At 62.1% G+C, this 24,596-nt stretch carries 24 protein-coding genes; 12 read left to right on the top strand and 12 right to left on the bottom strand.

The window, feature by feature from the left end; translation table 11 throughout:
- Positions 1-24: 24 nt before the first annotated feature.
- Positions 25-804 carry a 3'(2'),5'-bisphosphate nucleotidase CysQ gene (locus LOZ77_RS14195; RefSeq protein ID WP_230279647.1) on the bottom strand — a complete coding sequence of 260 codons (780 nt, stop codon included), beginning with the start codon at positions 802-804 and terminating at the stop codon, positions 25-27.
- Between the two features lie 221 nt (positions 805-1,025).
- Between LOZ77_RS14195 and sucC the strand changes: the two genes are divergently transcribed.
- The 5 genes from sucC (at position 1,026) to LOZ77_RS14170 (ending at position 6,125) form a co-directional block, all read left to right on the top strand.
- The gene (gene sucC / locus LOZ77_RS14190; protein ID WP_230279646.1) at positions 1,026-2,225 is read left to right on the top strand and encodes an ADP-forming succinate--CoA ligase subunit beta; all 1,200 of its coding nucleotides are present in this window, start codon (positions 1,026-1,028) and stop codon (positions 2,223-2,225) included.
- Positions 2,226-2,432: 207 nt separating this feature from the next.
- The gene (locus tag LOZ77_RS14185; protein ID WP_230279645.1) at positions 2,433-3,179 is read left to right on the top strand and encodes an electron transfer flavoprotein subunit beta/FixA family protein; all 747 of its coding nucleotides are present in this window, start codon (positions 2,433-2,435) and stop codon (positions 3,177-3,179) included.
- Positions 3,179-4,108: an electron transfer flavoprotein subunit alpha/FixB family protein gene (locus tag LOZ77_RS14180; RefSeq protein ID WP_230281884.1), complete on the top strand. Its 930-nt coding sequence runs from the start codon at positions 3,179-3,181 to the stop codon at positions 4,106-4,108. The genes LOZ77_RS14185 and LOZ77_RS14180 overlap by 1 nt, the downstream gene beginning before the upstream one ends.
- A gap of 73 nt (positions 4,109-4,181) precedes the next feature.
- Entirely contained in the window at positions 4,182-5,183 is a 1,002-nt protein-coding gene (locus tag LOZ77_RS14175) for a cupin-like domain-containing protein (protein ID WP_230279644.1), read from the top strand.
- A gap of 21 nt (positions 5,184-5,204) precedes the next feature.
- On the top strand, positions 5,205-6,125 hold the full coding sequence (locus tag LOZ77_RS14170) for an energy transducer TonB (RefSeq protein WP_230279643.1): 921 nt from the start codon (positions 5,205-5,207) through the stop codon (positions 6,123-6,125).
- Here the strand turns inward: LOZ77_RS14170 and LOZ77_RS14165 are convergent.
- From LOZ77_RS14165 to LOZ77_RS14140, 6 genes are all read right to left on the bottom strand, one after another.
- Complete coding sequence (locus LOZ77_RS14165) at positions 6,122-7,333, bottom strand: DUF445 domain-containing protein (protein ID WP_230281883.1); 1,212 nt, start codon at positions 7,331-7,333, stop codon at positions 6,122-6,124. The genes LOZ77_RS14170 and LOZ77_RS14165 overlap by 4 nt on opposite strands.
- 87 nt (positions 7,334-7,420) lie before the next feature.
- Positions 7,421-10,891, bottom strand: a complete 3,471-nt coding sequence (locus LOZ77_RS14160) for an efflux RND transporter permease subunit (RefSeq protein WP_230279642.1) — start codon at positions 10,889-10,891, stop codon at positions 7,421-7,423.
- Between the two features lie 10 nt (positions 10,892-10,901).
- Positions 10,902-12,113, bottom strand: coding sequence for an efflux RND transporter periplasmic adaptor subunit (locus tag LOZ77_RS14155; RefSeq protein ID WP_230279641.1), 1,212 nt, complete (start codon positions 12,111-12,113; stop codon positions 10,902-10,904).
- A gap of 247 nt (positions 12,114-12,360) precedes the next feature.
- A complete protein-coding gene (locus tag LOZ77_RS14150) occupies positions 12,361-12,627 on the bottom strand; it encodes a GlsB/YeaQ/YmgE family stress response membrane protein (protein WP_230279640.1) in 267 nt (88 codons plus the stop codon).
- A 101-nt stretch (positions 12,628-12,728) separates the two neighbouring features.
- Complete coding sequence (locus tag LOZ77_RS14145) at positions 12,729-13,028, bottom strand: DUF1153 domain-containing protein (protein ID WP_230279639.1); 300 nt, start codon at positions 13,026-13,028, stop codon at positions 12,729-12,731.
- Positions 13,029-13,502 carry a hypothetical protein gene (locus LOZ77_RS14140; RefSeq protein WP_230279638.1) on the bottom strand — a complete coding sequence of 158 codons (474 nt, stop codon included), beginning with the start codon at positions 13,500-13,502 and terminating at the stop codon, positions 13,029-13,031. It abuts the gene before it with no gap.
- Between the two features lie 127 nt (positions 13,503-13,629).
- On the opposite strand from LOZ77_RS14140, the gene mnmA reads away from it, so the two are divergent.
- Positions 13,630-14,808 (top strand): tRNA 2-thiouridine(34) synthase MnmA, encoded by a 1,179-nt coding sequence (gene mnmA, locus LOZ77_RS14135; RefSeq protein ID WP_230279637.1) that lies wholly within the window; start codon positions 13,630-13,632, stop codon positions 14,806-14,808.
- 20 nt (positions 14,809-14,828) lie between these two features.
- Here the strand turns inward: mnmA and LOZ77_RS14130 are convergent, their stop codons facing one another.
- Positions 14,829-15,191, bottom strand: coding sequence for a hypothetical protein (locus LOZ77_RS14130; RefSeq protein ID WP_230279636.1), 363 nt, complete (start codon positions 15,189-15,191; stop codon positions 14,829-14,831).
- 45 nt (positions 15,192-15,236) lie between these two features.
- Between LOZ77_RS14130 and LOZ77_RS14125 the strand changes: the two genes are divergently transcribed.
- Complete coding sequence (locus LOZ77_RS14125) at positions 15,237-16,370, top strand: serine hydrolase (protein WP_230279635.1); 1,134 nt, start codon at positions 15,237-15,239, stop codon at positions 16,368-16,370.
- On the opposite strand, the gene LOZ77_RS14120 is transcribed toward LOZ77_RS14125, so the two are convergent.
- The 3 genes from LOZ77_RS14120 to pdxH are packed head-to-tail and all read right to left on the bottom strand — an operon-like array spanning position 16,364 to position 18,782.
- Positions 16,364-17,158, bottom strand: coding sequence for a PhzF family phenazine biosynthesis protein (locus LOZ77_RS14120; protein ID WP_230279634.1), 795 nt, complete (start codon positions 17,156-17,158; stop codon positions 16,364-16,366). The two genes, LOZ77_RS14125 and LOZ77_RS14120, sit on opposite strands and share 7 nt — an antisense overlap.
- A complete protein-coding gene (locus tag LOZ77_RS14115) occupies positions 17,158-18,135 on the bottom strand; it encodes a cation diffusion facilitator family transporter (RefSeq protein WP_230279633.1) in 978 nt (325 codons plus the stop codon). Before LOZ77_RS14115 ends, LOZ77_RS14120 begins: the two co-directional genes overlap by 1 nt.
- A gap of 20 nt (positions 18,136-18,155) precedes the next feature.
- The gene (gene pdxH / locus LOZ77_RS14110) at positions 18,156-18,782 is read right to left on the bottom strand and encodes a pyridoxamine 5'-phosphate oxidase (RefSeq protein ID WP_230279632.1); all 627 of its coding nucleotides are present in this window, start codon (positions 18,780-18,782) and stop codon (positions 18,156-18,158) included.
- 183 nt (positions 18,783-18,965) lie between these two features.
- Here pdxH and LOZ77_RS14105 point away from each other — a divergent pair, with 183 nt between their 5' ends.
- The 3 genes from LOZ77_RS14105 to fabI all read left to right on the top strand — a co-directional run bounded on the left by LOZ77_RS14105 (position 18,966) and on the right by fabI (position 21,898).
- Entirely contained in the window at positions 18,966-19,940 is a 975-nt protein-coding gene (locus tag LOZ77_RS14105) for a DnaJ C-terminal domain-containing protein (RefSeq protein ID WP_230279631.1), read from the top strand.
- A 155-nt stretch (positions 19,941-20,095) separates the two neighbouring features.
- Positions 20,096-20,989, top strand: coding sequence for a YihY/virulence factor BrkB family protein (locus LOZ77_RS14100; protein ID WP_370638016.1), 894 nt, complete (start codon positions 20,096-20,098; stop codon positions 20,987-20,989).
- 117 nt (positions 20,990-21,106) lie between these two features.
- The gene (fabI, locus tag LOZ77_RS14095; protein ID WP_304506024.1) at positions 21,107-21,898 is read left to right on the top strand and encodes an enoyl-ACP reductase FabI; all 792 of its coding nucleotides are present in this window, start codon (positions 21,107-21,109) and stop codon (positions 21,896-21,898) included.
- 7 nt (positions 21,899-21,905) lie between these two features.
- On the opposite strand, the gene LOZ77_RS14090 is transcribed toward fabI, so the two are convergent.
- Entirely contained in the window at positions 21,906-22,355 is a 450-nt protein-coding gene (locus LOZ77_RS14090; RefSeq protein ID WP_230279628.1) for a hypothetical protein, read from the bottom strand.
- Positions 22,356-22,415: 60 nt separating this feature from the next.
- Here LOZ77_RS14090 and LOZ77_RS14085 point away from each other — a divergent pair, with 60 nt between their 5' ends.
- Positions 22,416-23,774 carry an O-antigen ligase gene (locus LOZ77_RS14085; RefSeq protein WP_230279627.1) on the top strand — a complete coding sequence of 453 codons (1,359 nt, stop codon included), beginning with the start codon at positions 22,416-22,418 and terminating at the stop codon, positions 23,772-23,774.
- An 83-nt stretch (positions 23,775-23,857) separates the two neighbouring features.
- On the top strand, positions 23,858-24,589 hold the full coding sequence (locus tag LOZ77_RS14080) for a polysaccharide biosynthesis/export family protein (RefSeq protein ID WP_230279626.1): 732 nt from the start codon (positions 23,858-23,860) through the stop codon (positions 24,587-24,589).
- Positions 24,590-24,596 lie beyond the last annotated feature (7 nt).

Raw genomic sequence — 24,596 nt, 5'->3', positions numbered from 1 at the left:
GACCCTTTTCTTGAGAAGTCCGCGTCAATTGTGACGCAAACGATCGTCCCGACCTGCCAGCCAGTCGGTGGCGGCCCTGTGAATCGCGGGCGCCGTGGCCAGTATGCCCTTCGCACGCGGATCGGCCTTGTTAAACGCAAGTTGGCCGCCCAGCGCATCGGTCACTGTCGCCCCCGCCTCACGCGCGATCAGCGCAGCGGCCCCGATATCCCATTCATAGCCCAGCCGCGTGCTGGCAGCGACATCCGCCTCTCCGCTGGCGACCAATGCAATGCGCAGCGCGATCGAATTGGGCTTGGGCACATTGACCAAGGGGGGCAGCCGCATCGTCGCATCGGCGGGAATGCGTGCACCATCGAATGCGGCGCGGGTGCTGGCCTTTAACGCCAGACCGTTGCGCCGCGCGCCGCGCCCCGCCTCCGCCGCCCATAATTCACCGCGCGCCGGGGCCGCCAGGCGCGCGATCAACGGACGACCATTGCTGATCAGCGCGACCGAAACGGCCCAACCGGCGCGACCACGCAGAAAATCGCGCGTGCCATCGATGGGATCGACCAGCCACAACAACCCGCCCTTTACCCGATCGGGATTGTCGGCGGTTTCTTCCGACAGCCAGCCTGCAGAGGGCAGCAGATCGCGCAGCGATTCGGCCAAAAAGCGGTTCACGGCCAGATCGGCGGCGCATACGGGCGTATCGTCTTCCTTGCGCCATGCGGTCGTTTCATTTCCCGCACCGGGAAATTCCGCCATCGCGATGCGGGCGGCTTCGGCCATAATTGCGTCGAATCGGGTGTAATCAAGCATGCAAGCTGCCTTTTGGCACAGGTTTGCCGCATGTGCGAAGCGTCTTGCGTTGCGGTTTTATCGCTAATGCTTCGCAAAGTCTCGTAACAAAACGCCAAGCACCCCTTTTTAGGCGTCAAGCGCCCTTTTCAAGTGGGCGCGGCTATGCTTAGACGCGTGCCAAGCGAACCCTTCCTACAGCGGCGCGATGGCCGCATCAGGCATTGGCGAGGATTATTTCGATGAACATTCACGAATATCAGGCAAAGGAACTGCTGGCCAAATTCGGCGTCGGCGTCCCCACGGGTTATGCAGCCCTGACGGTTGAAGAGGCGGTCGAGGCTGCCAAGAAGCTTCCCGGGCCGCTTTATGTCGTGAAGGCGCAGATCCACGCCGGCGGCCGCGGCAAGGGCAAGTTCAAGGAACTGGGCGCCGAGGCCAAGGGCGGCGTACGCCTTGCCAAGAGCATCGACGATGTGAAATCGGATGCCGCAGAAATGCTCGGCAACACGCTCGTTACCGTCCAGACGGGCGAAGCGGGCAAGCAGGTCAACCGCCTCTATGTCACCGACGGCGTCGATATCGCCGAGGAATATTACCTCTCGATGCTGGTCGATCGCGCCACGGGCCGCATTGCCATGATCGTATCGACCGAAGGCGGCATGGACATTGAAGAGGTCGCGCATTCGACCCCCGAGAAGATCACCACCATTACCGTCGATCCGGCTTCGGGATTCCAGCCCCATCACGGACGTGCGGTGGCCTTTGCGCTGAAGCTGAAGGGCGATTTGAACAAGCAGGCGCAAAAGCTGGCCAAGCAGCTTTACGAAGCCTTCCTCGCGCTCGATTGCGAGATGCTGGAAATCAACCCGCTGGTCGAAACGAAGGACGGCAACCTCCTCGTCCTCGACACCAAGATGAGCTTTGACGGCAATGCCATGTTCCGCCACCCCGACGTGGCCGAACTGCGCGACATTACCGAGGAAGATCCTGCCGAAGTCGAGGCTTCGGAATATGACCTTGCCTATATCAAGCTCGACGGCAACATCGGCTGCATGGTGAACGGCGCGGGCCTTGCCATGGCGACCATGGACATCATCAAGCTGAACGGTGCGTTCCCCGCCAACTTCCTCGACGTAGGCGGCGGCGCCACAACCGAGAAGGTGACCGCGGCCTTCAAGATCATCCTGTCCGATCCTGCTGTCGAGGGCATCCTCGTCAACATCTTTGGCGGTATCATGAAGTGCGACATCATCGCCGACGGCATCGTCGCGGCAGCCAAGGAAGTGAACCTGCAGGTTCCTCTCGTCGTCCGTCTCGAAGGGACGAATGTCGAGAAGGGCAAGGAAATCCTCGCCAACTCGGGCCTGCCGATCGTGCCGGCCGACGATCTGGGCGACGCCGCGAAGAAGATCGTGGGCGAAGTCCAGAAGGCCGCCTGATCGGGCGACCCCGCGAAACGGAAAAGGGGGCCAAACGCCCCCTTTTTTGTGCGCGAACCGTTATTGATCCGCATGCTGCCATCTAGGCTAACCCAAAAAGCAGTTGATTGACGTAATGGTCAACTTCTATCAGATGGCAGCAGAATACAGGCGATTGCCGCCGGATGGGCAGTAATCGCGCAACCAATCGATGGGAGTGCTTTAGCCATGAAAGCCCTAGTGCCCGTGAAGCGGGTGATTGATTACAATGTGAAGCCGCGTGTGAAGGCGGACGGTTCGGGTGTTGATCTTGCGAATGTGAAGATGAGCATGAACCCGTTTGACGAGATCGCGGTGGAAGAAGCGATCCGTCTGAAGGAAGCGGGCAAGGTCGAAGAGATCATCGCGGTCAGCATCGGCCCTGCCAAGGCACAGGAGACGCTGCGCACGGCGCTGGCGATGGGTGCGGACAGCGCGGTGCTGGTCGAGACCGATCAAGAGGTCGAACCGCTGGCGGTGGCCAAGATCCTGAAGGCTGTGGCCGCCGAGATCGAGCCGGGCCTGATTATCCTGGGCAAGCAGGCGATCGACGACGACAGCAACCAGACCGGCCAGATGCTGGCCGCGCTGATGGACCTGCCGCAAGGCACGTTCGCGAGCAAGGTCGAGATCGACGGCGATAGCGTGAACGTGACGCGCGAAGTCGATGGCGGGCTGGAGACGGTGAAGCTGGGCCTTCCAGCGATCGTGACCACCGATTTGCGCCTGAACGAGCCGCGCTATGCGAGCCTGCCGAACATCATGAAGGCGAAGAAGAAGCCCTTGGAGACGAAGACTCCGGCTGATTACGGCGTCGATATCGCGCCGCGTCTGAAGACGCTAAACGTGTCCGAACCGCCGGTGCGTCAGGCAGGCGTGAAGGTCGCCGATGTCGACGAGCTGGTCGCCAAACTCAAAGCGCTTGGAGTAGCATGATGAAGACGCTTGTTTATGTCGATCACGACAATGCAAATCTGGGCGATGCGACGCTGGCGACAGTGACCGCTGCGTCGAAGCTGGGCGAGGTGCACCTGCTGGTCGCGGGTGCGGGCTGCGGCACTGTGGCCGAAGCCGCCGCGAAGATCGCGGGCGTGGGCAAGGTCCATGTCGCCGACGATGCCGCATACGAACACCAGCTGGCCGAGAATGTCGCGCCGCTGATCAAGGGCTTGATGGAAACGCATGACGCGGTGCTGTTTCCTGCCACCACCACCGGCAAGAACATCGCCCCGCGCGTGGCCGCATTGCTCGATGTGATGCAGATCAGCGACATTCTCTCGGTCGAGGGCGACAAGAGCTTCACCCGTCCGATCTATGCAGGCAATGCCATCGCCACGGTCGAGAGCAGCGACCCCAAGCTGGTCATCACCGTACGCGGCACTGCCTTCGACAAGGCGGAAGCCACCGGCGGCAGCGCTGCGATCGAAGCGATTGCCTCCACCGGCGATGCGGGCAAGTCGAGCTTCGTTTCCGCCGAACTCGCCAAGAGCGAACGCCCCGAACTGACCAGCGCGAAGATCATCGTCTCGGGCGGCCGCGCGCTGAAGGACGCCGAGACCTTCGAGGCGACGATCATGCCGCTTGCCGACAAGCTTGGCGCAGGCGTGGGCGCATCGCGCGCTGCGGTCGACGCAGGCTATGTCCCCAACGATTATCAGGTCGGGCAGACCGGCAAGATCGTCGCACCCGAAGTCTATATCGCCATCGGCATCAGCGGCGCCATCCAGCACCTTGCCGGCATGAAGGATTCCAAGACCATCATCGCCATCAACAAGGACGAGGACGCGCCCATCTTCCAGGTCGCAGACATCGGCCTCGTCGCCGATCTCTACAAGGCCGTGCCGGAATTGATTGAGAAGTTGTAATGCCCATGGGGCGGCATGCGGACAGCATGTCGCCCCATCTTTCTCGCGCAATATTCGCGCTCTAAACAGTCGCATGGCGAAAACCGGCGAATCACCCCATGCCAAGCGCGACGTGATCGCGCAGGCGCTCCTCGACGGCTGTGACGAACAGCAGATCCGCGCCCGGCTGCTTGACAGCGGCGCCAGCGACAAGAGCGCGGATTACGAACTGAAATGCCTTGCCAAGGACCCGTTCTTCGCGGCCGCCCGACAGCTCTCCAACAGGCTGGCAAAACGCGACTGGACGCTGGACCTTTATGCCCGCCTCCATGCCCAGAACGACGCAGCGCATAACATTCCGACCGTGCACGCGATCGAACCGGAGCGCTTCTTCCGCGCGTTCTACTTTGCCAACCGTCCCGTCAAGCTGACAGGGCTGGTCGATCACTGGCCCGCACTGGAACGCTGGACACTCGATTATCTTGACCAAACTCTGGGCAATGCTGTTGTCGAATTGCAGGGCCAGCACGGCGCTTCACCGCGTTACGAAAGTGACAAGACCGCGCATGAACGGCGCGTGCCCATGCGCGCGGTGATCGAATTGCTGCGCCGCGACGAGGCGAGCAATGATTTCTATATCACCGCCTATAACGACAAGACCAACAAGGCCACGCTCGCTCCCTTGTGGGACGATCTGGCGCCTGTTTCGATCCTGCGCGAAAGCGGCGGGCGCGACGGCTTTTTCTGGATGGGTCCGCGCGGCACGCTGACGCCGTTTCACCACGACCTTACCAATAATCTGCTGGTGCAGGTATCGGGCCGCAAGCGGGTGCGTATGGTGCCAAGCTGGGAAACGGCCCGCATGCGCAACAGCCTGCATTGTTTCAGCGACTGGACGCTGGACGATTTTCTGGACGACACCATCGCCACCCCGCCCATGCTGGAATGCACCATCGATGCGGGCGAGGCGATCTTCCTGCCCATCGGCTGGTGGCACCATGTCGAGGCGCTGGACCGCAGCATCTCGATGAGCTTTACCAATTTCGCAGCGGATAATGATTTTACAGGGGGTTATCCCCTGTCAGCCGTTTTTTAAGGGAATGGGGTCGCATCCGACATGATCAGTAAATCTGTGGCAGCCATAATCCTGCCTGCAACTTTCCTTTCCGTGTCCCATGCCTCGGCCAAAGACGTGGCATTGGCGCCGGCGTCGAAATGGAACGTTCATTATGGGGCCTATTCCTGCATCGCCGCGCGTAGCTTTGGTGAAGGCGAATCTGCCGTAACGCTTCGGCTGGAACAGATTGCACCCGGTCATTATTACGATGTCTCATTTTTCGGAAAGCCGGTTGGAGCTAGCGAAAGGCTTTTAAACAGCCGCAACGATCCGTCTCGTACTCGTCGTCTGGCCGAGATGCGGATCGGCGATGGAAATCCATTCGACCGCGCATTCTATTCCGGCGAAACGAAGGATGGTATCCCTTCGCTCAGCTTTGGGACGATGACTTACATCGCTTCATTGCAGACCGCCGGTCCGATCGTCGATGGAAAAGTTGGCAGCTATGGCACATACGCGCCTGCGTATTATCTGTCCGGTACACTCGATACGATCAGCCTGCGCATCGGAAGCAGCGACCGTCAGATCCTGATGACCGGGCCGTTAGAGCCCGTTTTGGCAAAACTGACTCATTGCGGCGAAGCGTTCGTTACATCGTGGGGATTCGATATCGAAGAAATGCGGTCGCTGAAGACAGGGCCTGTAATCGAAAACGTCACCGCATTTACCGACGCAATCGAATATCCTCCCGAACTGCTTCGACAGGGCGGCCGCGGGATCGTGACCTTGCGTTTGTCAGTGGAAGCGGACGGTTCGCCCAGCGATTGCCATGCCTATGACATAACCGAACCGGCCGGTTTTTCGGAAACGCTTTGCGCAAAGGCATTGGAAACGCTGACATTCAAGCCGGCGACCGACACGGACGGAAATGCAGTCAGGGCCTATTATATCCAGCGGATCAATTTTACGATCCCGTCCTAAAGCACCCACACGTCGACCGCATGGATGATAAGTCCGACCAGCCCGCCCACCAGCGTGCCGTTGATGCGGATGAACTGAAGGTCGCGGCCGACCGCGCCTTCGACACGCTGTGTAATGGTGGTGGCGTCCCAACGCTTGACCGTTTCGGACACCAGCCGGACGATCTGGTCGCCATATCGGTTGGCGATGCCGACCGCGCTGCGGCGGGCAAAGCGGTTCACTTGTAGCTGCAACCGCGCATCGCCGCGCAATGCCTCGCCCAGCTCTTGCAATGCGCCTGCGAACTGGCCACCCATCGCGCTGTCGGGATTGCGCGCCGCCTCTATCAGGCTGCCCCGCAGCCGTTCCCAGACGCCCTGCCACCAGCCCGCGACGGCGGGATTGGCCAGCAACTCCTGCTTAATCCCTTCAACCCTTGCGCGCGTATCGGGATCGTGAACGAGGTCGTGGGCCAGCTTTTCCAACCCTTCTTCCACCTTGGCGCGCAGCGGGTGGTTGGGATCGACCAGCATTTCGGCCAGCAAGCGATACAGCCCGTCGAGCACCGAATTGGCAAGCCGCTCGTCCAGTCCGGTGAAGCGCAGCAGCGCATTGGCGCGCTCGTGAATCATAGTGCGGACAAGACTCTCGTTCGATTCGAGTGTCTTGCCCGCCCAGCGGACGATGGATTCAAGCAAAGGCAAGTGGCGCTTGTCCGCGATCGCGGCGGACAGCATCTGGCCCAGCAGCGGGGAAATTTCGAGGCGGCCCAGTTGCGCGGCCAGCCCGTGCCGCACCTGATCGCCCAGCCTTTCGGGATCGAGCGATTCGAGCGCCTGTGCCAGCAATTCGGCGGCACCCGCGCGCACCCCGTTGCCTTGCCCCTTGGGCGGGCTGGCAAGGTAATCGCCAGCCGCCCGCGCCACATTCATCGCGCGCATCCGGCGGGCGACGACGGCGGGTGTCAGGAAATTGGACCGCAGGAAGCGCGCCATCGAATCGGCAATGCGGTCCTTGTTCGTCGGGATGATCGCCGTATGCGGGATCGGAATGCCCAGCGGATGGCGGAACAGCGCGGTCACTGCGAACCAGTCTGCCAATGCGCCGACCATCGCCGCCTCGGCAAAGGCGGTCACGAAATCAAGGCCCGTGATTCGATCCTCGAAGCTGCGCGACACCACAAAGACCAGCGCCATCAGCACCAGCAGCCCCGTCGCGACCCGACGCATGGTGCGGCCGCGGTCGCTCTGGTCCTCGATCAGGGGCTCTAACGGCGGATGGGCTTGCTGCTCCGTCAAATGACCGTCCATGCCGCCCTATTCGGCGGGCAGGCTACCCGCTTGCCCGCCGCCTTCGTGGCGGTGCGAGGGATCATAAGTCAGCAGTCGCTTGCGCAAAAGCGGACCGACGCGCTTTTCGAACCCGTCGGCCAGGCTGAATCCTGCGGGCACGATCAGCAGGGTCAGCAGTGTCGACAGGATCAGCCCGCCGATCACCACCACGCCCATCGGCGCGCGCCATGCCGAATCGCCCGTCAGCGAAATGGCCGTCGGGATCATGCCGACGGTCATCGCCACGGTCGTCATCACGATCGGCTGCGCACGCTTGTGCCCCGCCTCGACAATCGCTTCCTTGCGGCCTGCGCCAGCGGCCATTTCCTCGATCGCGAAATCGATCAGCAGGATCGAGTTCTTCGCGACGATGCCGAACAGCATCAGAATGCCGATGAACACAGGCATCGACAGTTCGTACCCCACGATGATCAGCAGGATCACCCCGCCCAGAGGCGCGAGGAACAGCGAGCCCATATTGACCAGCGGCGAGATGAAGCGGTGATAGAGCAGCACGAGCACGGCAAAGACCAGCAGGATGCCCGATACCAGCGCAATGACGAAGCTGTTCAGCATTTCCGCCTGCCACTGGTCCGCGCCGAACGGAGCGTTGGACACGCCCGCGGGCAGGTTCTGCATGATCGGCAATTGCTGGACCGCCGCATCGACCGTGCCCTTGGCCACGCCCGGCGCCAGATCGGCACCCACGAATACGCGACGGTGCTGGTTATAGCGCTGGATCGTCGTCGGCCCCGAACCGAAACCGATTTCCGCCACTCGCTCCAGCGGGACCGAACCGCCCGATGCGGTCTGCACCGGCAGGTTGCGGATCACATCCAGATCGCGGCGCGCGGTTTCGGACAGGCGCACGCGGATCGGGATTTGCCGGTCCGACAGAGAGAAGCGCGCGGCGTTCTGGTCGATATCGCCCAATGTCGCGATACGGATCGTCTGGCTAAGCGCCGATGTCGTTACGCCAAGGCTGGCAGCCAGTTCGGCGCGCGGACGGATGATCAGCTCGGGCCGTTGCAAGTCCGCCTCGACCCGCGGAGCAACCGCACCCGGAATGCTGCGCATTTCCTGCGCCAGCTGGCGCGCGGTTTCATCCAGCAGGTCGGGATCGGAGCCTGACAGCATCACAGAGATCGGCCGACCCGTGCCGCCGCCGCCCTGCATGTCCTGAAAGCTCACTCGCGCATCGGGGATATTCTGCAGCATCGGGGTCAGCTCGCGCTCGAACTCCTGCTGCGTCTTGTCGCGGTCTTCCTTCAGGTTGATGAACATGCGGGCATTGCCCTCGTTCACCCGCTCGAGCGCGCTTCGCACTTCGGGGCGCTCGTTAATAATGCCGGCAACCTTGTCCATCACCGCTTCGGTCTGTTCCAGCGTGGTGCCGGGGACCATTTCCAGACGGATACGGCTGAAATCGGAATTGAAGTTCGGGAAGAACTGCATCGGCACCGACATCAGCAGCATGACCGACCAGATCAGCGACCCAAAGCCAATGCCGACCATCCACAGGCGATGATCGCGCAGCCGTGCCGCCCAGCGACCGGTGTAGAATGCGTGATAGCGCGCGACATGTCCGCCCATCAGGCGGAACAGCAGCCCCAGCCCCTTGACCGCGACATAGGCGAACACGGCAGGCACCAGCATCACGGCCATGAAGAACACGGCCTCGATCAGCAGCTTGGCCATGCCGACAAAAGGTTGCATCAGCGTGCTGGGGTTGGTCGGCAATATGACCGAGAGGTCGAGCTTGCCATAGATCAGGCTAAACCCGACGCCGAGCCCCGCGACGATCGCGGCAAGGACCAGCAGCGTAAAAACCGTCTCCAGCAATGCGGAGCTGAAATGCAGCGGCTCGCGCACCAGAGTCCGGCGATGGGACACCGCCTTCGAATTGTCGAGCGACCAGCGAAGGACCCCCATATAGCGGTCCATCAACTTGCCCTCGCCGTGGCTGGCGTGGCCCTTGGCCTTCAGGAAATAGGCCGCGACCATCGGCGTGATCATGCGCGCGACGGCAAGGCTCATCAGCACGGAAACCACGACGGTCAGGCCGAAATTCTTGAAGAACTGTCCGGGCACCCCGCCCATCAGACCAACGGGCAGGAACACCGCCACGATGGAGAAAGTGGTGGCCACCACGGCCAGCCCGATTTCGTCCGCCGCATCGATCGACGCCTGATAGGCGCTTTTGCCCATGCGCATGTGGCGAACGATATTCTCGATCTCCACAATGGCATCGTCGACCAGCACCCCCGCGACCAGCCCAAGGGCCAGCAAGGACAGCGAATTGAGCGTAAAGCCCATCAAATCCATGAAATAGAATGTAGGGATCGCCGACAGCGGGATCGCCAGGGCCGCGATGATCGTCGCGCGCCAGTCGCGGAGGAACAGGAACACCACCAGCACGGCCAGCACCGCGCCCTCCACCATGGCATGCATCGAACTGTTATACTGCGCCTTGGTATAGGGCACCGATGTAAACAGCGTCTCGAATGTCACGCCGGGGTTTTCTTCGGCAATGCGGTCAAGCTGTTCCATCGTGGCATCGAAAACGCTGACGTCCGAAGCGCCGCGCGCACGCGCGATGGAGAATGTCACCACCTGTCGCCCGCCCACCTTGGCGAGCGAGGTAATCTCGCTGTAGCGGTCGGTGACCGTCGCGAAATCGGCCAGCCTGACGGTGCGCCCGCCACCCAGCGGAACCTGCATCTGCGACAGTTCATAGGCGGTTTCGGCATTTCCCAGCACACGGACCGACTGGCGCGAACCGGCGACTTCGGCCTGTCCGCCTGCGGCATCGACGTTTAGCTGGCGCAGCTGTGCGTTCACCTGGCTGGCTGTCACGCCCAGCGATTGCATACGCGCCGGATCGAGCACGACCAGAATTTCGCGGTCGACGCCGCCGCCGCGGCCCACTTCGGCCATGCCGTCGATCGACAGCAGCCGTTTCGTCACCGTATCGTCGACGAACCAGCTCAATTGCTCGATTGTCATGTCGGGCGCGGCAACCGCGAAATATCCGATGGGATCGGACGATGTCTGTGCGCGGAATACGCGCGGTTCGAGGATGCCGTCGGGCAACTCGCCGCGAATCTGATCAATCGCGGCTTTCACCTCGTTCACTGCCTGCGCAACATCGGCACCGATTTCGAACTCGACGACTGTCTGCGAGCTACCCTCGCTGGCGGTCGAGTTGATATTGACCACGCCTTCGACGTTCTGGATCGCGGCTTCGGCCAGCTGGGTGATCTGGTTCTCGATCTCAGTCGGGGCGGCGCCCGGCTGCGAGATGACGACGATCACGACCGGAAATTCGATGTCCGGCTGGTCCTGCACTTCCATCCGCATAAAACTGACGATGCCAGCGAGCATCAGCCCTGCAAAAAGTACGATCGGGACGACCGGATTCCGGATCGACCACGCCGATATATTGCGAAGATCCATCGCGCCCTCCTCAGCCGTCGAGTTCGGCGGTGGTCGGCTCGACCACATCGCCGGGGCTGAGGAACCCGCCTGCCCGCAGAACGACCTTTTCGTTCCCGGCAAGACCGTCGGCGATGGTGATGCCCTTGGCCGTCACCATGCCCAGTTCGACAGGCTTGCGCGCCACCTTGTTATCGGTGTCGACTACATAGACGAAGCTGCCCTCTGCATCCGACATGATCGCGGATTCGGGCAGGATCGGTGCGGTGATCGAGCCCGATGTGATGCGCGCCGTGGCAAAACCGCCGGGGCGAAGCGCCTTGTCATAGGGCATCGCAATACGCGCCACGCCCTGACGCGACGTTTCGTCGATGGTCGGCGACAATTGCCAGACCTGCCCGGTAAAGACCTGCTTGCCGCCCACCGGCGTCACTTCGGCAGGGACGCCCACCGACAACCGTGCCAGATCGCCTTCACCGATACGGGCGTTCAGCTCCATCTCGCCCCCGCGCGCCAGCACGAACAGCGGGCTTCCGCCACCGCCGACGACCTGCCCACGCTCGACATTGCGTTCCAGCACCAGGCCGCCCGCAGGCGCCACGATATTCAGGCGCGCATTGCGAGCGCGCAATTCGCCAAGGGTCGCCTCTGCCACGCGGACGCGGGCATTGGCGGCATCGCGGGTGGCGGTCAGCCGGTCGACATCGGCAGTCGATATAAATCCGCGATCAACCAGCTTTAACGCACGGTCGAGATTGGCCTGCGCCAGCTCGGCATCGGCGCGGGCCACTTGCACCTGCGCGGCCTGAGCTTCGGCTTGACGGCTTTGCACCGAACGGTCGATCACGGCCAGAACCTGTCCGGCACGGACCCAGTCGCCCGCATCGACCATGACATCGACGACCGATCCGCCCTCGCCCACTGAACCGACAGGCATGGGGCGGCGCGCGGCCAATGTGCCGGTGGCGGTAATCTCGCCCGAAACGGTGGTCTTACCGGGAACCGCGACGCTGACGATGGGGACCTGCATTTCGGTTTCGGCCGGTGCGATCGAACTGCGCCAGATCAGGAAACCGACCACCGCTGCCAGTGCCAATGCGCCAACCACAGCGATCAGGACGAACCGCTTCTTGCGGCCTCCATCCTCTTCCGTCGTGCCCAGATCGGAATAGTCGCTATCGACGATCCGGTCATGCATTGCTGGAATCGCCCCTTCAGTCTCTATGGACCTGTCGTAATTCATTTGTCGGTCGCCTGCTGCCGCCCGTCCCCAAGCGGCTGTATGAACACACCAGCCGTTCCCGGCGGCTGGCGGTTGATGGCTTGGGCGCCCGATCTGAACCGAGGCACTTGCGCCGAAAAACGACGGGCTCCGCAGTCACCACGGAGCCCACCGATGATTTCGGCTGTTATCACTTGCTGCTCTGCGAAACAATTGCGTTTCGCAGAGCAGAATTGAACGTTCGTCCCTTTGCGAGTGTTGCGAAGTGTTAGCGGACGCGCCCGCGCTGGACCAGATTCACGATGGCCAGCAGAACGACCGCACCGACAAACGCGATGATCAGGCCGGTCAGCGAAAACGCCTGAACGGTGCCCTGAACGCCGAACAGCGGTCCGGCCAGCGCATTACCGATCAGCGATCCGACGCAGCCGACGACGATGTTCCAGAAAATGCCCATCGATGCATCGCGGTTCATGACCATGCTGGCCAGCCAGCCGGCAACACCGCCCACGATAAGCGCAATAATCCAACCCACGGCAGTTCTCCTCTTAGTTGCTGGAGGATGAACGGCGTATCAGGCCGGATGTTCCTTTGGAATTGAAAGATTCTGTCCGCGATTTTCGTCAGACTTGGGAATCAGTATTTCATTTGCCGCTCGTAAAGGTCGCGATAATGCTGGATTCGCGTGACGCGCAGGCCCTTCATGCCCGAGCGTTCGACCGCGCGCTGCCAAGAGGCGAATTCCTCCAGCGTCAGATCATAGCGTTCGCACGCATCGTCGATCGACAACAAACCGCCGTTGACGGCAGCCACCACTTCGGCCTTGCGCCGCACAACCCACCTTTTGGTGGAAGGAGGGGGCAGGTCGTCAATCGTGAGCGGCTCGCCAAGCGGTCCGATCACCATTGATGGCCTGATGTCCTGGTTCTCGATCATCTAATCCTCAACACTCAACCCTGATGCCGATGTGCCGTCATCCGCCGACACGCTGCATCCCGACCCGGTGATAGATTGCGAAGGCTTAGGATCGGGTAAACGACCCTGCGCAATGTGAAAATTTTCATCCGAGACGGCGGCAGCCACATCCTGAAACGGCGGATGATGCGGGTTTGCATGGCCGCACAGCGCCTCGGCCGCGCGGGGGTCGAAGCTGCCATCGGCACGGATCCAGCTGGCCATCGCCTCGTTCTCACCCTTTAGCGCGCCGCGCAAATCGCGCTCCGCGCTCAGCTTCGCCCGCAGCGAATGCCAGTCGAGCGAACGGGCGCCGTGACCGGCAGCCTCATGCGCGACCAGGTCGAAACTGTCAGAAAGTTGTTCGCGAACTTCGGTCGGTGTCGGCCCTTCTATGCCATCCGCGCCGGGAAAATCCGGTTGCGTGCGCGACAGCTTGGGAAACTTGGCGAACATGGAGTTCACCATGGCTGCAGTTGGTCAACAAAACGTAAACGCTGGCGCCACTTTGCGGCGACGCGGCCAAGGCCTGCGCTTTTCGGCGGTTTGTCGCAGGCGGGCATCGGTGTATGGGCCGCTCATCATGAATGCCCCCGTTACCCCTTCGCCAGTCGATTCGGCCGATGCGGCGACCAGTCTGGACCCGGCCGCCCTGTTCGACCTGCCCGCCCCGCTGTCGCAGCGGCGCATCGTCGTCGCCATGTCGGGCGGTGTCGATTCGTCGGTCGTTGCGGCCCTTGCAGCGCAAAGCGGGGCCGAGGTGATCGGCGTCACGCTGCAGCTTTACGATCATGGCGAAGCGGTCAAGCGCAAGGGCGCGTGCTGCGCGGGCGACGATATCCGCGACGCGCGCGCGGTGGCCGACCGGCTGGGCATCGCGCATTACGTCTTCGACCACGAAAGCAGCTTCCGCGAATCGGTGATCGACGGTTTTGCCGACGAATATCTGCAGGGCCGCACGCCCATCCCATGCATCCGCTGCAATATGGGGCCGAAATTCACCGATCTGTTCAAGATGGCGCGCGATCTGGGCGCGGATTGTCTTGCCACCGGCCATTACGTTCGTCGCGTGACGGGCGAAGCGGGGCCGGAAATGCACCGCGCGCACGATCCGGCCCGCGACCAGAGCTATTTCCTGTACGCAACGACCGAAGACCAGCTGGACTTTCTGCGCTTCCCGCTGGGCGGCCTGCCCAAGCCCGAAGTGCGCCGCATCGCGCAATCGCTCGGCCTTGGCGTCGCGGCCAAGCCCGATAGTCAGGACATCTGCTTCGTGCCCGATGGCGATTATGCCTCGCTGGTCAAAAAGCTGCGGCCCGAGGCGGGCGATGCGGGCGATATCGTCCATGCCGAAACCGGTGATGTGCTGGGCCGCCATCGCGGCATCGTGCACTACACCGTCGGCCAACGCCGCGGGATCGAAATCGGCGGGCAGCCCGAACCGCTTTATGTCATCCGCATCGATGCCGAAAACAATGCCGTCGTCGTCGGGCCGAAACGCCTGCTCGCCGTGGGTGCGATGCGCGTGATCGAAACGAACCGCATCGGCCCCGTGCCCGCCAGCGGGCTGACGGCCAAGGTCCGGTCGCTGGCCAAACCCGTGCCCGTCACGCTGGAAGGCGCTTTGGGTGGGGGACACGAGGTGCGCATCCGCTTTGCGCAGCCCGAATATGGCGTCGCGCCGGGGCAGGCAGCGGTGATCTATGCGGGCGACCGCGTGATCGGCGGCGGCTGGATCGAGGAAACCTTCGCGGCAGGGTGATCCCGCTCAGCCGAATTCCCTCAACCGGACCATTGTTCGAGCACGCAGCCCCAACCTTCGCGATAGCGCGCGCGGGTCGATGCCAACATGGGAACGCTGGCAGTCACTTCCTGCGCTTCCTGGTCCACCGAGAGGCGCACCATGGTCATGCCCGGTTCGAAATCGGCGCGGCACTGGTCGATGGGCCGCCCCGCAACGTAATGGCAGGAACAGGCGATGCGCGCGCCAAAATCGGTGCCCGCCTGCGCTTCGGCAGCCATGCCCGGCCCCCAGACGAATGCCGCGGCGGCAAAGCCGGTCAACACCGCGACCGGCACCACCTGCCACAACCGCCGTTTCCATGCGGGATTGCGCTTTGGCTTCGTTTCCACAGGGCTGCTCAATTCGGTCTTGCCTTTCGATGGGCGCGGGCGGATCAGGCGCGCCTGATGCCTTGCGCTTTGTCCCGCTACAAGTGGGTGGCCGTGTTTGCCGCCGTGATTTCGCTATCCGCATGCGGATCGGGCGGGGAAGAGATTGCGCCGCCGTCCGACGAATCGCTGGCTGCCGTGGCGGACACGCCCGCCGCCAATCGCACGGCGCTCGCTTATGCGATCGATGGCCTGTTCGACGAAGAGGCGGTCGGCGAAACCCGCGCCCTGCTGGTGATCCATGACGGCAAGCCGGTCGCGGAACGTTATGGCGAAGGGTTCGGTCCCGATGTGCCGCAACTGGGCTGGTCGCTGTCGAAGACTGTCACGGGATTGATCGTCGGCATGATGGTGGCCGACGGCTCGCTCGCGCTCGACGCACCGGCCCCCGTCGCGCGCTGGGAGCGCAGCGGCGATCCGCGCGGGGCGATTACCCTGCGCCATCTGCTGCAAATGCGATCGGGCCTGCGGCATCGTGAAACTGCGCAGCCTGCCTATGCCAGCGATGCGGCGCGCATGTTGTATCGCGACGGGCGCGACGACATGGCGCATTACGCGCTGACCCAGCCGCTGGATCACGATGCGGGATCGCAATTCGCCTATTCGACGGCGGACACGCAAATCCTGTCCGAAATCGCGACCGATACGCTGACGCAAAGCAGGGAGCCCGCCGTTCGGCAGGCGGCGATGCAGGGCTGGCTGCAAAGCCGGTTATACGAGCCGCTGGGCCTGACCACGATGCGCGGCGAATATGATGCGCGCGGCACGCTGATCGGCGGCGCCATGTTCCATGCCGGCGCACGCGACTGGGGCAGGATCGGGGAGCTGATCCGGCGGGGCGGCAGCTATGACGGCGTATCGGTCGTGCCGCGCGGCTGGATACGCTTTATGGGTGGCAAAAACCCGTCGGACGGTGCCTATGGCGCGCATTTATGGCGCAATCATGTGCGCGAAGAAGGTCGCGATGCGGTCGTTTTCGGCGGCCGCGGACCATCGGACGCGGTCGCGGCGCTGGGCCATCGCGGACAATTTCTGCTGGTCGTGCCGTCGCAGAAACTGACGATCGTGCGACTGGGTTACAGCACGGCGGCACAGCAGAATACGCTGAACGACCGGATGCTGGGCCTGTCGGAACTCTTCCCCGCTCAATAGCGGAACATACCCTCGACCACCGTCACGCAGGCCCCGCCGAGCCACGCGGTTTCGCCGTCCAGCCTGCAATGCAGCAGACCACCGCGCCTCGATGCCTGAAATGCGGTGAAACTGTCTCTCTCCAGCCGCGCGGCCCAGAACGGGGTGAGCACCGCATGGGCCGAACCGGTCACGCTATCTTCGGGCACGCCCGCGCCGGGAACGAACACGCGGCTAACGACATCGGTGCTTTCGCCCGGTGCGGTGCAGATGAACTGGTGGTCGCCCATCGCCGCCAAAGCACCGAAATCGGGCGATAATCCGCGCACCGCTGCCTCATCCTCGAACAGGAATACGTTATAGCCGTCGGGCGATCGGTGGATCAGCTGTGGCCGCGTTCCCAGCGCGGCGACGGCCGCCTGCCAGTCCTGCGGCGCGGTCGGGATCGCGGGCAGCGCCAGCGCATAGCCGCCCCCTTCCCTGCGCACGGTCAGCACGCCGGCCCGCCGCGTCAGGAACGTCACCTCGTCCCCGCCGCCCTGTTCCAGCAGCACATGGCCTGCCGCCAGTGTCGCATGGCCGCACAGGCGAATCTCGCACTCCGGCGTAAACCAGCGCAATTGCCAGTCGGCCTCGGCCCCGTCGCAAGGGACCAGATAGGCGGTTTCGGCGAAATTATTCTCTTCGCCCATCTTCTGCATGATGGCGTCGGCGGGAAACTCGTCCTCCCACAGCATCACGGCGGCCTGGTTGCCGCCGAATGCCGCATCGGTGAACGCATCGACGTGCCAGTATGGAATGGCGGGCATCAGGGTTTCGCCTCTGTCGGGAGAGAAAGTTCGGGATCGGGTCCGGTCTTGAGCAGATCCATCGAGGCAAAGGCCCCTTCGTCGCGCAGACCTTCGGGGTCGGGATGAATCAGGAATTCGGTGCCGGGAAATTCGGCCTGCAATTGCGCCTCGATCCGGTCCATCACCTCATGCGCTTTCCGCACGGTCATATCGCCGTCGACCCATACGTGGAACTGCGCGAAATCGCGGTCGCCGCTGGTGCGGGTGCGCAAATCGTGCACCCCTTCCAGCCCCGGCGTGTCGCGGATCACTTCCAGCAGACGCTCGCGCTTTTCGATGGGCCATTCCTTGTCCATCAGATTGTCCACCGCTTCGCGCGAAGCCTGAAACGCGTTCCATGCCAGCCAGCCCGCAATGCCCAGCGCGAACAGCGGGTCCGCGCTCGAAAAGCCGGTCCAGCGGTCGAGCGCCAGCGCGGCAATCACGCCCAGATTCAGCAGCACATCGGACTGGTAATGCACATGATCGGTGCGGATCGCGACGCTGCGGGTGCGATTCAGGACATGTCTTTGCCACGCCAACAGCGCGAATGTGGCTGCCAGCGCGATGACCGACACGACGATGCCGGTCTCCGCCTCCTGCGGGCGGACTCCGCCCAGCCATTGCTGGATCGCGCGGGCCGCAATGCCCACGGCCGAGATCGAGATCAGCACCACCTGTACCAGCGCGGCCAGCGCCTCGGCCTTGCCATGCCCGAACCGATGGTTGTGATCGGCAGGCTGCGATGCGACCCATACGCCCACCAGCGTCGACAGGCTGGCCACGATGTCGAGCGCGGTGTCGGCCAGACTGCCCAGCATGGCCGCCGAACCCGTCCGCCACGCGGCATAGATCTTCATCGTCAGCAACAGCGCCGCGACCGCCGTGCTGGCATAGGCGGCACTGCGCGTCAGGCGCGAGCGATCTTCATGGGACAAGTGGGCGGTGTCGGCCATCGGCTGCGCGGACGGGCCGCTTATGGATAGAGCAGGCTGCTGGCCCAGCTGCCGCCGCGCCGCGTGAAACGACGGCGTTCGTGCAAACGGAACGGGCGGTCGTGCCAGAATTCCATCGCTTGCGGCACCAGCCTGTATCCGCCCCAATGTTCAGGGCGCGGCACTGGTTTGCCTTCGTATCGCTTGCGCACTTCCTCGAACCGGTCGAGAAATTCGCGGCGGTCGCCCATCGGTGCGGACTGGTCGGACGCATGCGCCCCCAGCTGCGAATCGCGCGCGCGGCTGGCGAAATAGGCATCGGCGTCGGCATCCGATACAGGTTCAAGCTGTCCTTCGATGCGGATCTGGCGGCGCAGGCTTTTCCAGTGGAACAAAAGGGCGGCCTGCGGATTGGCGGCGATTTCGCCTGCCTTGCGGCTTTCCTGATTGGTATAGAACACAAAGCCGCCCCCCGGCCCCAGATCGGCGCCGTGCCCTTTCAGCAGCACCATGCGCACCGACGGCGCGCCGCCCGCGCTGGCGGTGGCAAGCGCCATGGCGGTGGGGTCGTTGATCTCGGTCTCTCTGGCTTCGGCCAGCCAGTCGTCGAACAGGCCGAACGGGTCGCCCGCAGGGATCGCGTCTTCGGCCAGCAGTTCGGGTTCCACGTAGTTTCCTCGTTCCGTCGGGCAGCGGGGAATCTGCTGCCATGACCAACATAGTAGAGCCATCGCCCTTGCGCAAAGCCATGCTCTATCCCGCATGCGATTTCCGCTGGAATGCAAGACAACAGGTGCACAGCTTCAATCGCCGGATTGCACGATCGCGCCTTGCACCCTAGCTATCGGTTCATGGCGGACCCTTATTCGATCCTTGGCATTGCGCGCGGCGCGAGCGAGCAGGACATCAAATCGGCCTATCGCAAGCTGGCGAAACAGCTGCATCCGGATGCCAACAAGGATAATCCGGCGGCGGCGGACAAGTTTTCGCAGGTGACGCAGGCATATGACCTGCTGTCGGACAAGGACAAGCGCGCCAGGTTCGATCGGGGCGAGATCGACATGGACGGCAATCCCAAAATGCCCTTTGGCTATGGCCAGCGCGGCGGCGGACAATATCGGCAGGCGGGCGGCAATCCGTTTGGCGGCATGGGCGGGGCCAGCACGGACGATGTCGATCTGTCCGACCTGTTCGAAGGCATATTCGGCGGCGGCCAGCGGCGTTCCCGCGGCGCGGGGCCGCAGGACAATCCGTTTGCCGGCATGGGCGGCGGCGGTTTCGGCGCAGGCGCGCAAAGGCGTCCGGCCAAGGGCGCGAATGTCAATTACCGGCTTGCCGTATCGCTGACCGATATCGCCAATCTGGAAAAGCAGCGCATTACCCTGTCGGATGGCAAGACCATCGACCTGAAGCTGCCCGAAGGGACGGAAGACGGCACACAGATGCGCCTTGCGGGCAAGGGCGAACCGGGTCCGGCAGGCAATGGCGATGCCATCGTAACCATCGTAGAACAGGCGCACCGCTTTTTCCGCCGCGACGGCGACGATGTGCGGCTGGACCTGCCGATCACGCTGGACGAGGCGGTGAACGGTGCCAAGGTCAAGGTGCCGACCACGTCGGGCGCGGTGATGCTGACCGTGTCGCCCGGCAGCAGTTCGGGCAAGGTGCTGCGCCTGAAAGGCAAGGGCTTTACCCGCAAGGACGGTTCGCGCGGCGACCAGCTCGTCACCCTGACCATCGACCTTCCTGAACAGGATGCGGAACTGGCCAATCGGCTTGAGGGTTGGAAAGATACGCGCAATATCCGCAGCCGTCTGAGCGAGTAAGGCGGGCCGGACAAAAAGGGCCGCACAAAGCCGCAGCAAGGAACGGACCTATCCAAGACGATCAGGATCCTCCCGCGCCCTATGGCGATTCCCGGTCGAACCTCACGCCAGAGGCGCGCCGACAGCACGCGCTGAACCAGCGCAAGATGTCCTTGATGGCGGTCCGGCGCGAAATCGGACCGGGCACGCGATTTTTCGCTATCGTGAAACGCGTCTGGACGGGCGTGTACGAAGATGGTTTCATCCATGCCGGAAATCTCGCCTATATGGCGATTTTGTCTCTGTTCCCTTTCTTCATTCTGGGCGCCGCGATTTTCCAGCTTTTGGGTGAGGCCGCGGACCGGACCGCTGCGATCAATGCGTTTTTGCTCGCCGTCCCGCGCGTGGTGGCCGATGTGATCGAACCGGTGGCGCGCGATGTAGTCAGCTCGCGGACGGGCTGGCTGTTATGGGTGGGGGCGGCGTTCGGATTATGGACGGTGGGCAGCCTTGTCGAAACGATCCGCGATATCCTGCACCGCGCCTATGGCACGCGCCCTTCGGCCAGTTTCCTGAAATACCGGCTGTTGTCGGCGGGTATCATCATCGGGGCGGTCCTGCTGTTGATGACATCGCTGGCCGCGCAATTCTTTATCACTGCCGCGCAAGAGGTGATCGCCGCATGGTTTCCCGAAGCCAATGCATGGGTCGGCAGGCTGGCCCTGTCGCGCTTTATCCCCGCGCTCGGCCTGCTCGGTTCGTTGTTCCTGCTGTTCATCGCGCTGACGCCCAGTGCCTATCGCGGGCGCGAATATCCCAAATGGCCCGGCGCGCTGCTCGTCACCGTCTGGTGGGTGACGGTGACGGTGACCCTGCCGCCGGTTCTGCGCACCCTGTTTTCCTATGATCTCACCTATGGAAGCCTTGCCGGTGTGATGATCGCCCTTTTCTTTTTCTGGCTAGTCGGGCTAGGGCTCGTCGTCGGAGCCGAATTGAACGCCGCGCTTGCGGAAACGCCGGAAGAACGCGACATGATCGGCCGCAACGAATTTGACTTTAAGAACACGTAACCCGAAACACTGGATCAACCGACATCAGAAGCCGTTCAAGCGGCCCAATGCGGTAGCAATCGCCGGATCGAAAACATGAGCGAAACCCAAACGAGCACTCCTCCCCAAGGCACCCTGATGCAGGGCAAGCGCGGCCTGATCATGGGGCTTGCGAACGACAAGTCGCTGGCATGGGGCATTTCCAAGGCCCTGGCCGCGCAAGGCGCCGAACTGGCCTTCAGCTATCAGGGCGAGGCGCTGGAAAAGCGCGTGCGCCCACTGGCCGAAAGCCTTGGCAGCAGCCTGCTGATCGAATGCGATGTGTCCGACATGGGCAGGCTGGACAGTGCGTTCGATGAACTGAAACAGCATTGGGAAACGATCGATTTCGTCGTCCACGCCATCGGCTTTTCGGACAAGAACGAGCTGCGCGGCCTGTATGTCGATACCAGCCTCGACAATTTCCTGATGACCATGAACATCTCGGCGTATTCGCTGGTCGCCGTTACCAAGCGCGCGCGCGAAATGATGCCCGATGGCGGGTCGATCCTGACGCTTTCCTATTACGGCGCGGAAAAGGTTGTTCCCCATTACAATGTGATGGGCGTGGCCAAGGCGGCGCTGGAAACCAGCGTCAAATATCTGGCCAACGATCTGGGCCCCGAAAACATCCGCGTCAACGCGATCTCGGCAGGCCCGATCAAGACCTTGGCGGCCAGCGGGATCGGCGATTTCCGCTATATCCTCAAATGGAACGAGCTGAACGCGCCGCTGCGCCGCAATGTGACCATCGACGATGTCGGCGGCTCGGCGCTTTACCTGCTGTCGGGCCTGTCCTCGGGCGTCACGGGCGAAGTGCATCACGTCGATGCGGGCTATCACCTTGTCGGCATGAAACAGGAAGACGCGCCGGATATTGCGTTGAGTTGACGCGACATCAGGTGAGCTTACGCAAACACCCGATGGCAATTTGCCATCGCATGTCGCCGTCGGCCATCTTCTTCTCTTGCTGGTCGCGGTCAACGGCGATCTGCTCGGGAGACTTAGAATCCTGAGCACCAATGCGGTTTGCCTGATCGCCGTAATAGCTTGTCGCCTTCACGATCTGTTCGGAATATTCCTGCGGAATACCTCCAACCTCGGCAATGCGTTCATTCAAAGCTTTCAGGGCCAGATTACACCGCAGGGCATCGACATATTCCCCTTCGCCGCCATCGATTGCCTGCACGCTACCGATAGACAACGATCGCGCGACAAGCTTGTCCTGATCGTCAAATTCCTCTTCGGACTGACCGGTCAATCCGGGAAGAGAGTCCGCAGGCTCGCCACAAGCATAAAGTGAGAAAACTGCCATCATGGCAATGCAAGACCGGAAAGCATATTTCATCCTGTCTCTTTACGACGCAATTCAGTTTGCTCCAACCGGCTAATTGACTAGAGAGTCCGCATGCGCCCCGTTCCCAGCAGCACGCCCCTCGACGCCCGGCTATCATTCTGGATGCTGGCCGCGCTTCTTGCCGTTCTTTGGATAGCCGGCGGAGCATCGCGTGCGGATGCCTCTGGACAAGTCATCGTGCGACTGGCTGCATGGATCATTCTGGTGATCTATATTCTGGTGACGCCAAAGTTCGAGTGGCGGGCGATCAGGATGCCGGCCGTTCTTCTGGGCGCGGGCGTCATTATTGTGGCACTTCAATTGGTCCCACTTCCGCCGGCAGTGTGGACGCAGCTTCCGGGGCGCGACGTCCTGATCCAAGCTGCGGTAGTCGCTGGCGAGACGGAGCAGCCTTGGCGGCCCTTGTCTATTTCGCCCGGCGCAACAGACAATGCGCTGAATTCGCTGGTAGTGCCGACCGTTACACTAGTGCTGCTAGCGAACCTGACACGGCGCCAGCATTGGCAGGTCGCCGCCTTATTGATCGCCTTAATGTTTGCCAGTGCGGTTTACGGCCTGCTTCAGTTTTCAGGTGCCCGAATCGATCATCCGTTGCTAAACGACGTACGCGGAATGGTCAGCGGAAGTTTTGCCAATAGGAACCATCTTGCCCTGTTCCTGGCGGCGGGTTGCGCCCTTGCACCAGCCTGGGCCCTTAAGGACGAGGGAATTCACTGGAAGACGCTGGCTGGCATCGGATTACTGGTGTTTTTTGCTTTGATGATCTTGGGGACTGGTTCGCGCGGCGGCATGCTGGTCGGAGCAACAGCCATAGCCGTCACGCTTCTCAGCGTCGGCGGCAGGGTGTATCGTTTGCTTGCCCGCCTCCCCCGAAAATACGCTATTGGCCTTGGCGTCTCGACGGCTGCGTCATTCATTGGGATTATAACGCTCAGCATTGTTCTGGACAGGGCTCGTTCAATCAAAAGGTTCGAAAACCTTTCGGCGCAAGACGATCTGCGTAGCCAGATTGCGCCTGTGGTGGCTGACATCATTCCCCGATATTCCCCCGCAGGCTCCGGCTTTGGCGCCTTCGATCCGGTGTTCAGAATTAGTGAGCCCGACCATTTATTGATGTTCAAATATGTCAATCATGCCCACAATGACTGGCTCGAAATTGTACTGGATGGTGGCCTCGCTGGTGCAATGTTGATCGCTGCAAGTTTGGCCTGGATTGTCTGGCGCAGCCTTATCGCATGGAAGCGGCCGGATGGTCGCGACACTTTGCTGGCGCGGACAGGATCGATCCTGCTACTACTTTTCGGCATGGCAAGTTTTGTTGATTATCCTGCTCGCACACCGATGATAATGTCGCTTGTAGTCATCGCTGCGGTCTGGCTGTCTTTCGAACCCCAGAAAGCCACCTCATGAGGCGAGCTGCCGGTACTTGCTGCTGACATATCGCACTTTACGACGATTCCGCCCCCCCCTATAAGCCCACCTTCCTCACCAGTATGGATCAGTTCACCAATATGCTCAGGCTGCCCGTCATCTTGCTGGCAATGTTCTCGCTCGCCGGGTGCGTGAAGAGTCTGCCCCCTATCGAATCAACTGCCACCCTGACAGTGGTTGAAGGCGCAAGCGCACTGCCGGCGCCGCAACGGACTGATTTGCTCGCCGATGCACGTCCGGCCCTCATCGGGCCACTGGACATGATTAGCGTCGAAATCTTCGGCGTTCCGGAATTGAGCAAGCAGATACAAGTCGACACGGGCGGGCGCATAGAAATGCCGCTGATCGGCACTTTGGACGCGGGCGGCAAGACGCCCGCCGAACTCGCCAAGGATATCGAAACCGCGCTGTCGGGACGATATGTGCGCGATCCGAACGTCACGGTTAACATTACCAGTTCCGTCAGTCAGGTCGTTACCATTGATGGGCAGGTTGTCGAGCCTGGCCTTTACCCCGTTACCAACCAGATGACCCTGATGCGCACTATTGCATCGGCGCGCGGCCTGACAGAGTTTGCGAAGGTCGATGATGTCGTTATCCTGCGTAATGTCGGTGGGCAGAAGCTGGCGGGACTTTATAATGTTCAAGAAATTCGCCGCGGCGCCTATGAAGATCCGGCAGTCTATGCCAATGATCTCATTGTGGTAGGAGACAGCCCGCAGCGGCGGATGTTCAAGGATATCGTTTCCACTGCTCCGCTTGTCGCAGCCCCGCTTGTCGCTCTTATCAATTAAGATTTGA

It is taken from the genome of Croceicoccus sp. Ery15 (assembly GCF_020985305.1).
Classification (GTDB): domain Bacteria; phylum Pseudomonadota; class Alphaproteobacteria; order Sphingomonadales; family Sphingomonadaceae; genus Croceicoccus.
This window is presented reverse-complemented; position numbering and strand designations above follow the sequence as displayed.

What these genes read in the sequence shown, in the direction of transcription:
- LOZ77_RS14170 (WP_230279643.1), top strand. Translation starts at nt 5,205, where the DNA reads ATGATCAGTAAATCTGTGGCAGCCATAATCCTGCCTGCAACTTTCCTT.
- LOZ77_RS14140 (WP_230279638.1), bottom strand. Translation starts at nt 13,502, where the DNA reads ATGTTCGCCAAGTTTCCCAAGCTGTCGCGCACGCAACCGGATTTTCCC.
- fabI (WP_304506024.1), top strand. Translation starts at nt 21,107, where the DNA reads ATGCAGGGCAAGCGCGGCCTGATCATGGGGCTTGCGAACGACAAGTCG.
- LOZ77_RS14165 (WP_230281883.1), bottom strand. Translation starts at nt 7,333, where the DNA reads ATGCGTCGGGTCGCGACGGGGCTGCTGGTGCTGATGGCGCTGGTCTTT.
- LOZ77_RS14120 (WP_230279634.1), bottom strand. Translation starts at nt 17,158, where the DNA reads ATGCCCGCCATTCCATACTGGCACGTCGATGCGTTCACCGATGCGGCA.
- LOZ77_RS14175 (WP_230279644.1), top strand. Translation starts at nt 4,182, where the DNA reads ATGGCGAAAACCGGCGAATCACCCCATGCCAAGCGCGACGTGATCGCG.
- LOZ77_RS14090 (WP_230279628.1), bottom strand. Translation starts at nt 22,355, where the DNA reads ATGAAATATGCTTTCCGGTCTTGCATTGCCATGATGGCAGTTTTCTCA.
- LOZ77_RS14155 (WP_230279641.1), bottom strand. Translation starts at nt 12,113, where the DNA reads ATGAATTACGACAGGTCCATAGAGACTGAAGGGGCGATTCCAGCAATG.
- LOZ77_RS14125 (WP_230279635.1), top strand. Translation starts at nt 15,237, where the DNA reads ATGCCTTGCGCTTTGTCCCGCTACAAGTGGGTGGCCGTGTTTGCCGCC.
- LOZ77_RS14115 (WP_230279633.1), bottom strand. Translation starts at nt 18,135, where the DNA reads ATGGCCGACACCGCCCACTTGTCCCATGAAGATCGCTCGCGCCTGACG.
- LOZ77_RS14145 (WP_230279639.1), bottom strand. Translation starts at nt 13,028, where the DNA reads ATGATCGAGAACCAGGACATCAGGCCATCAATGGTGATCGGACCGCTT.
- LOZ77_RS14085 (WP_230279627.1), top strand. Translation starts at nt 22,416, where the DNA reads ATGCGCCCCGTTCCCAGCAGCACGCCCCTCGACGCCCGGCTATCATTC.
- LOZ77_RS14080 (WP_230279626.1), top strand. Translation starts at nt 23,858, where the DNA reads ATGGATCAGTTCACCAATATGCTCAGGCTGCCCGTCATCTTGCTGGCA.
- LOZ77_RS14185 (WP_230279645.1), top strand. Translation starts at nt 2,433, where the DNA reads ATGAAAGCCCTAGTGCCCGTGAAGCGGGTGATTGATTACAATGTGAAG.
- LOZ77_RS14100 (WP_370638016.1), top strand. Translation starts at nt 20,096, where the DNA reads ATGGCGGTCCGGCGCGAAATCGGACCGGGCACGCGATTTTTCGCTATC.
- LOZ77_RS14180 (WP_230281884.1), top strand. Translation starts at nt 3,179, where the DNA reads ATGAAGACGCTTGTTTATGTCGATCACGACAATGCAAATCTGGGCGAT.
- mnmA (WP_230279637.1), top strand. Translation starts at nt 13,630, where the DNA reads ATGAATGCCCCCGTTACCCCTTCGCCAGTCGATTCGGCCGATGCGGCG.
- LOZ77_RS14105 (WP_230279631.1), top strand. Translation starts at nt 18,966, where the DNA reads ATGGCGGACCCTTATTCGATCCTTGGCATTGCGCGCGGCGCGAGCGAG.
- LOZ77_RS14195 (WP_230279647.1), bottom strand. Translation starts at nt 804, where the DNA reads ATGCTTGATTACACCCGATTCGACGCAATTATGGCCGAAGCCGCCCGC.
- sucC (WP_230279646.1), top strand. Translation starts at nt 1,026, where the DNA reads ATGAACATTCACGAATATCAGGCAAAGGAACTGCTGGCCAAATTCGGC.
- LOZ77_RS14160 (WP_230279642.1), bottom strand. Translation starts at nt 10,891, where the DNA reads ATGGATCTTCGCAATATATCGGCGTGGTCGATCCGGAATCCGGTCGTC.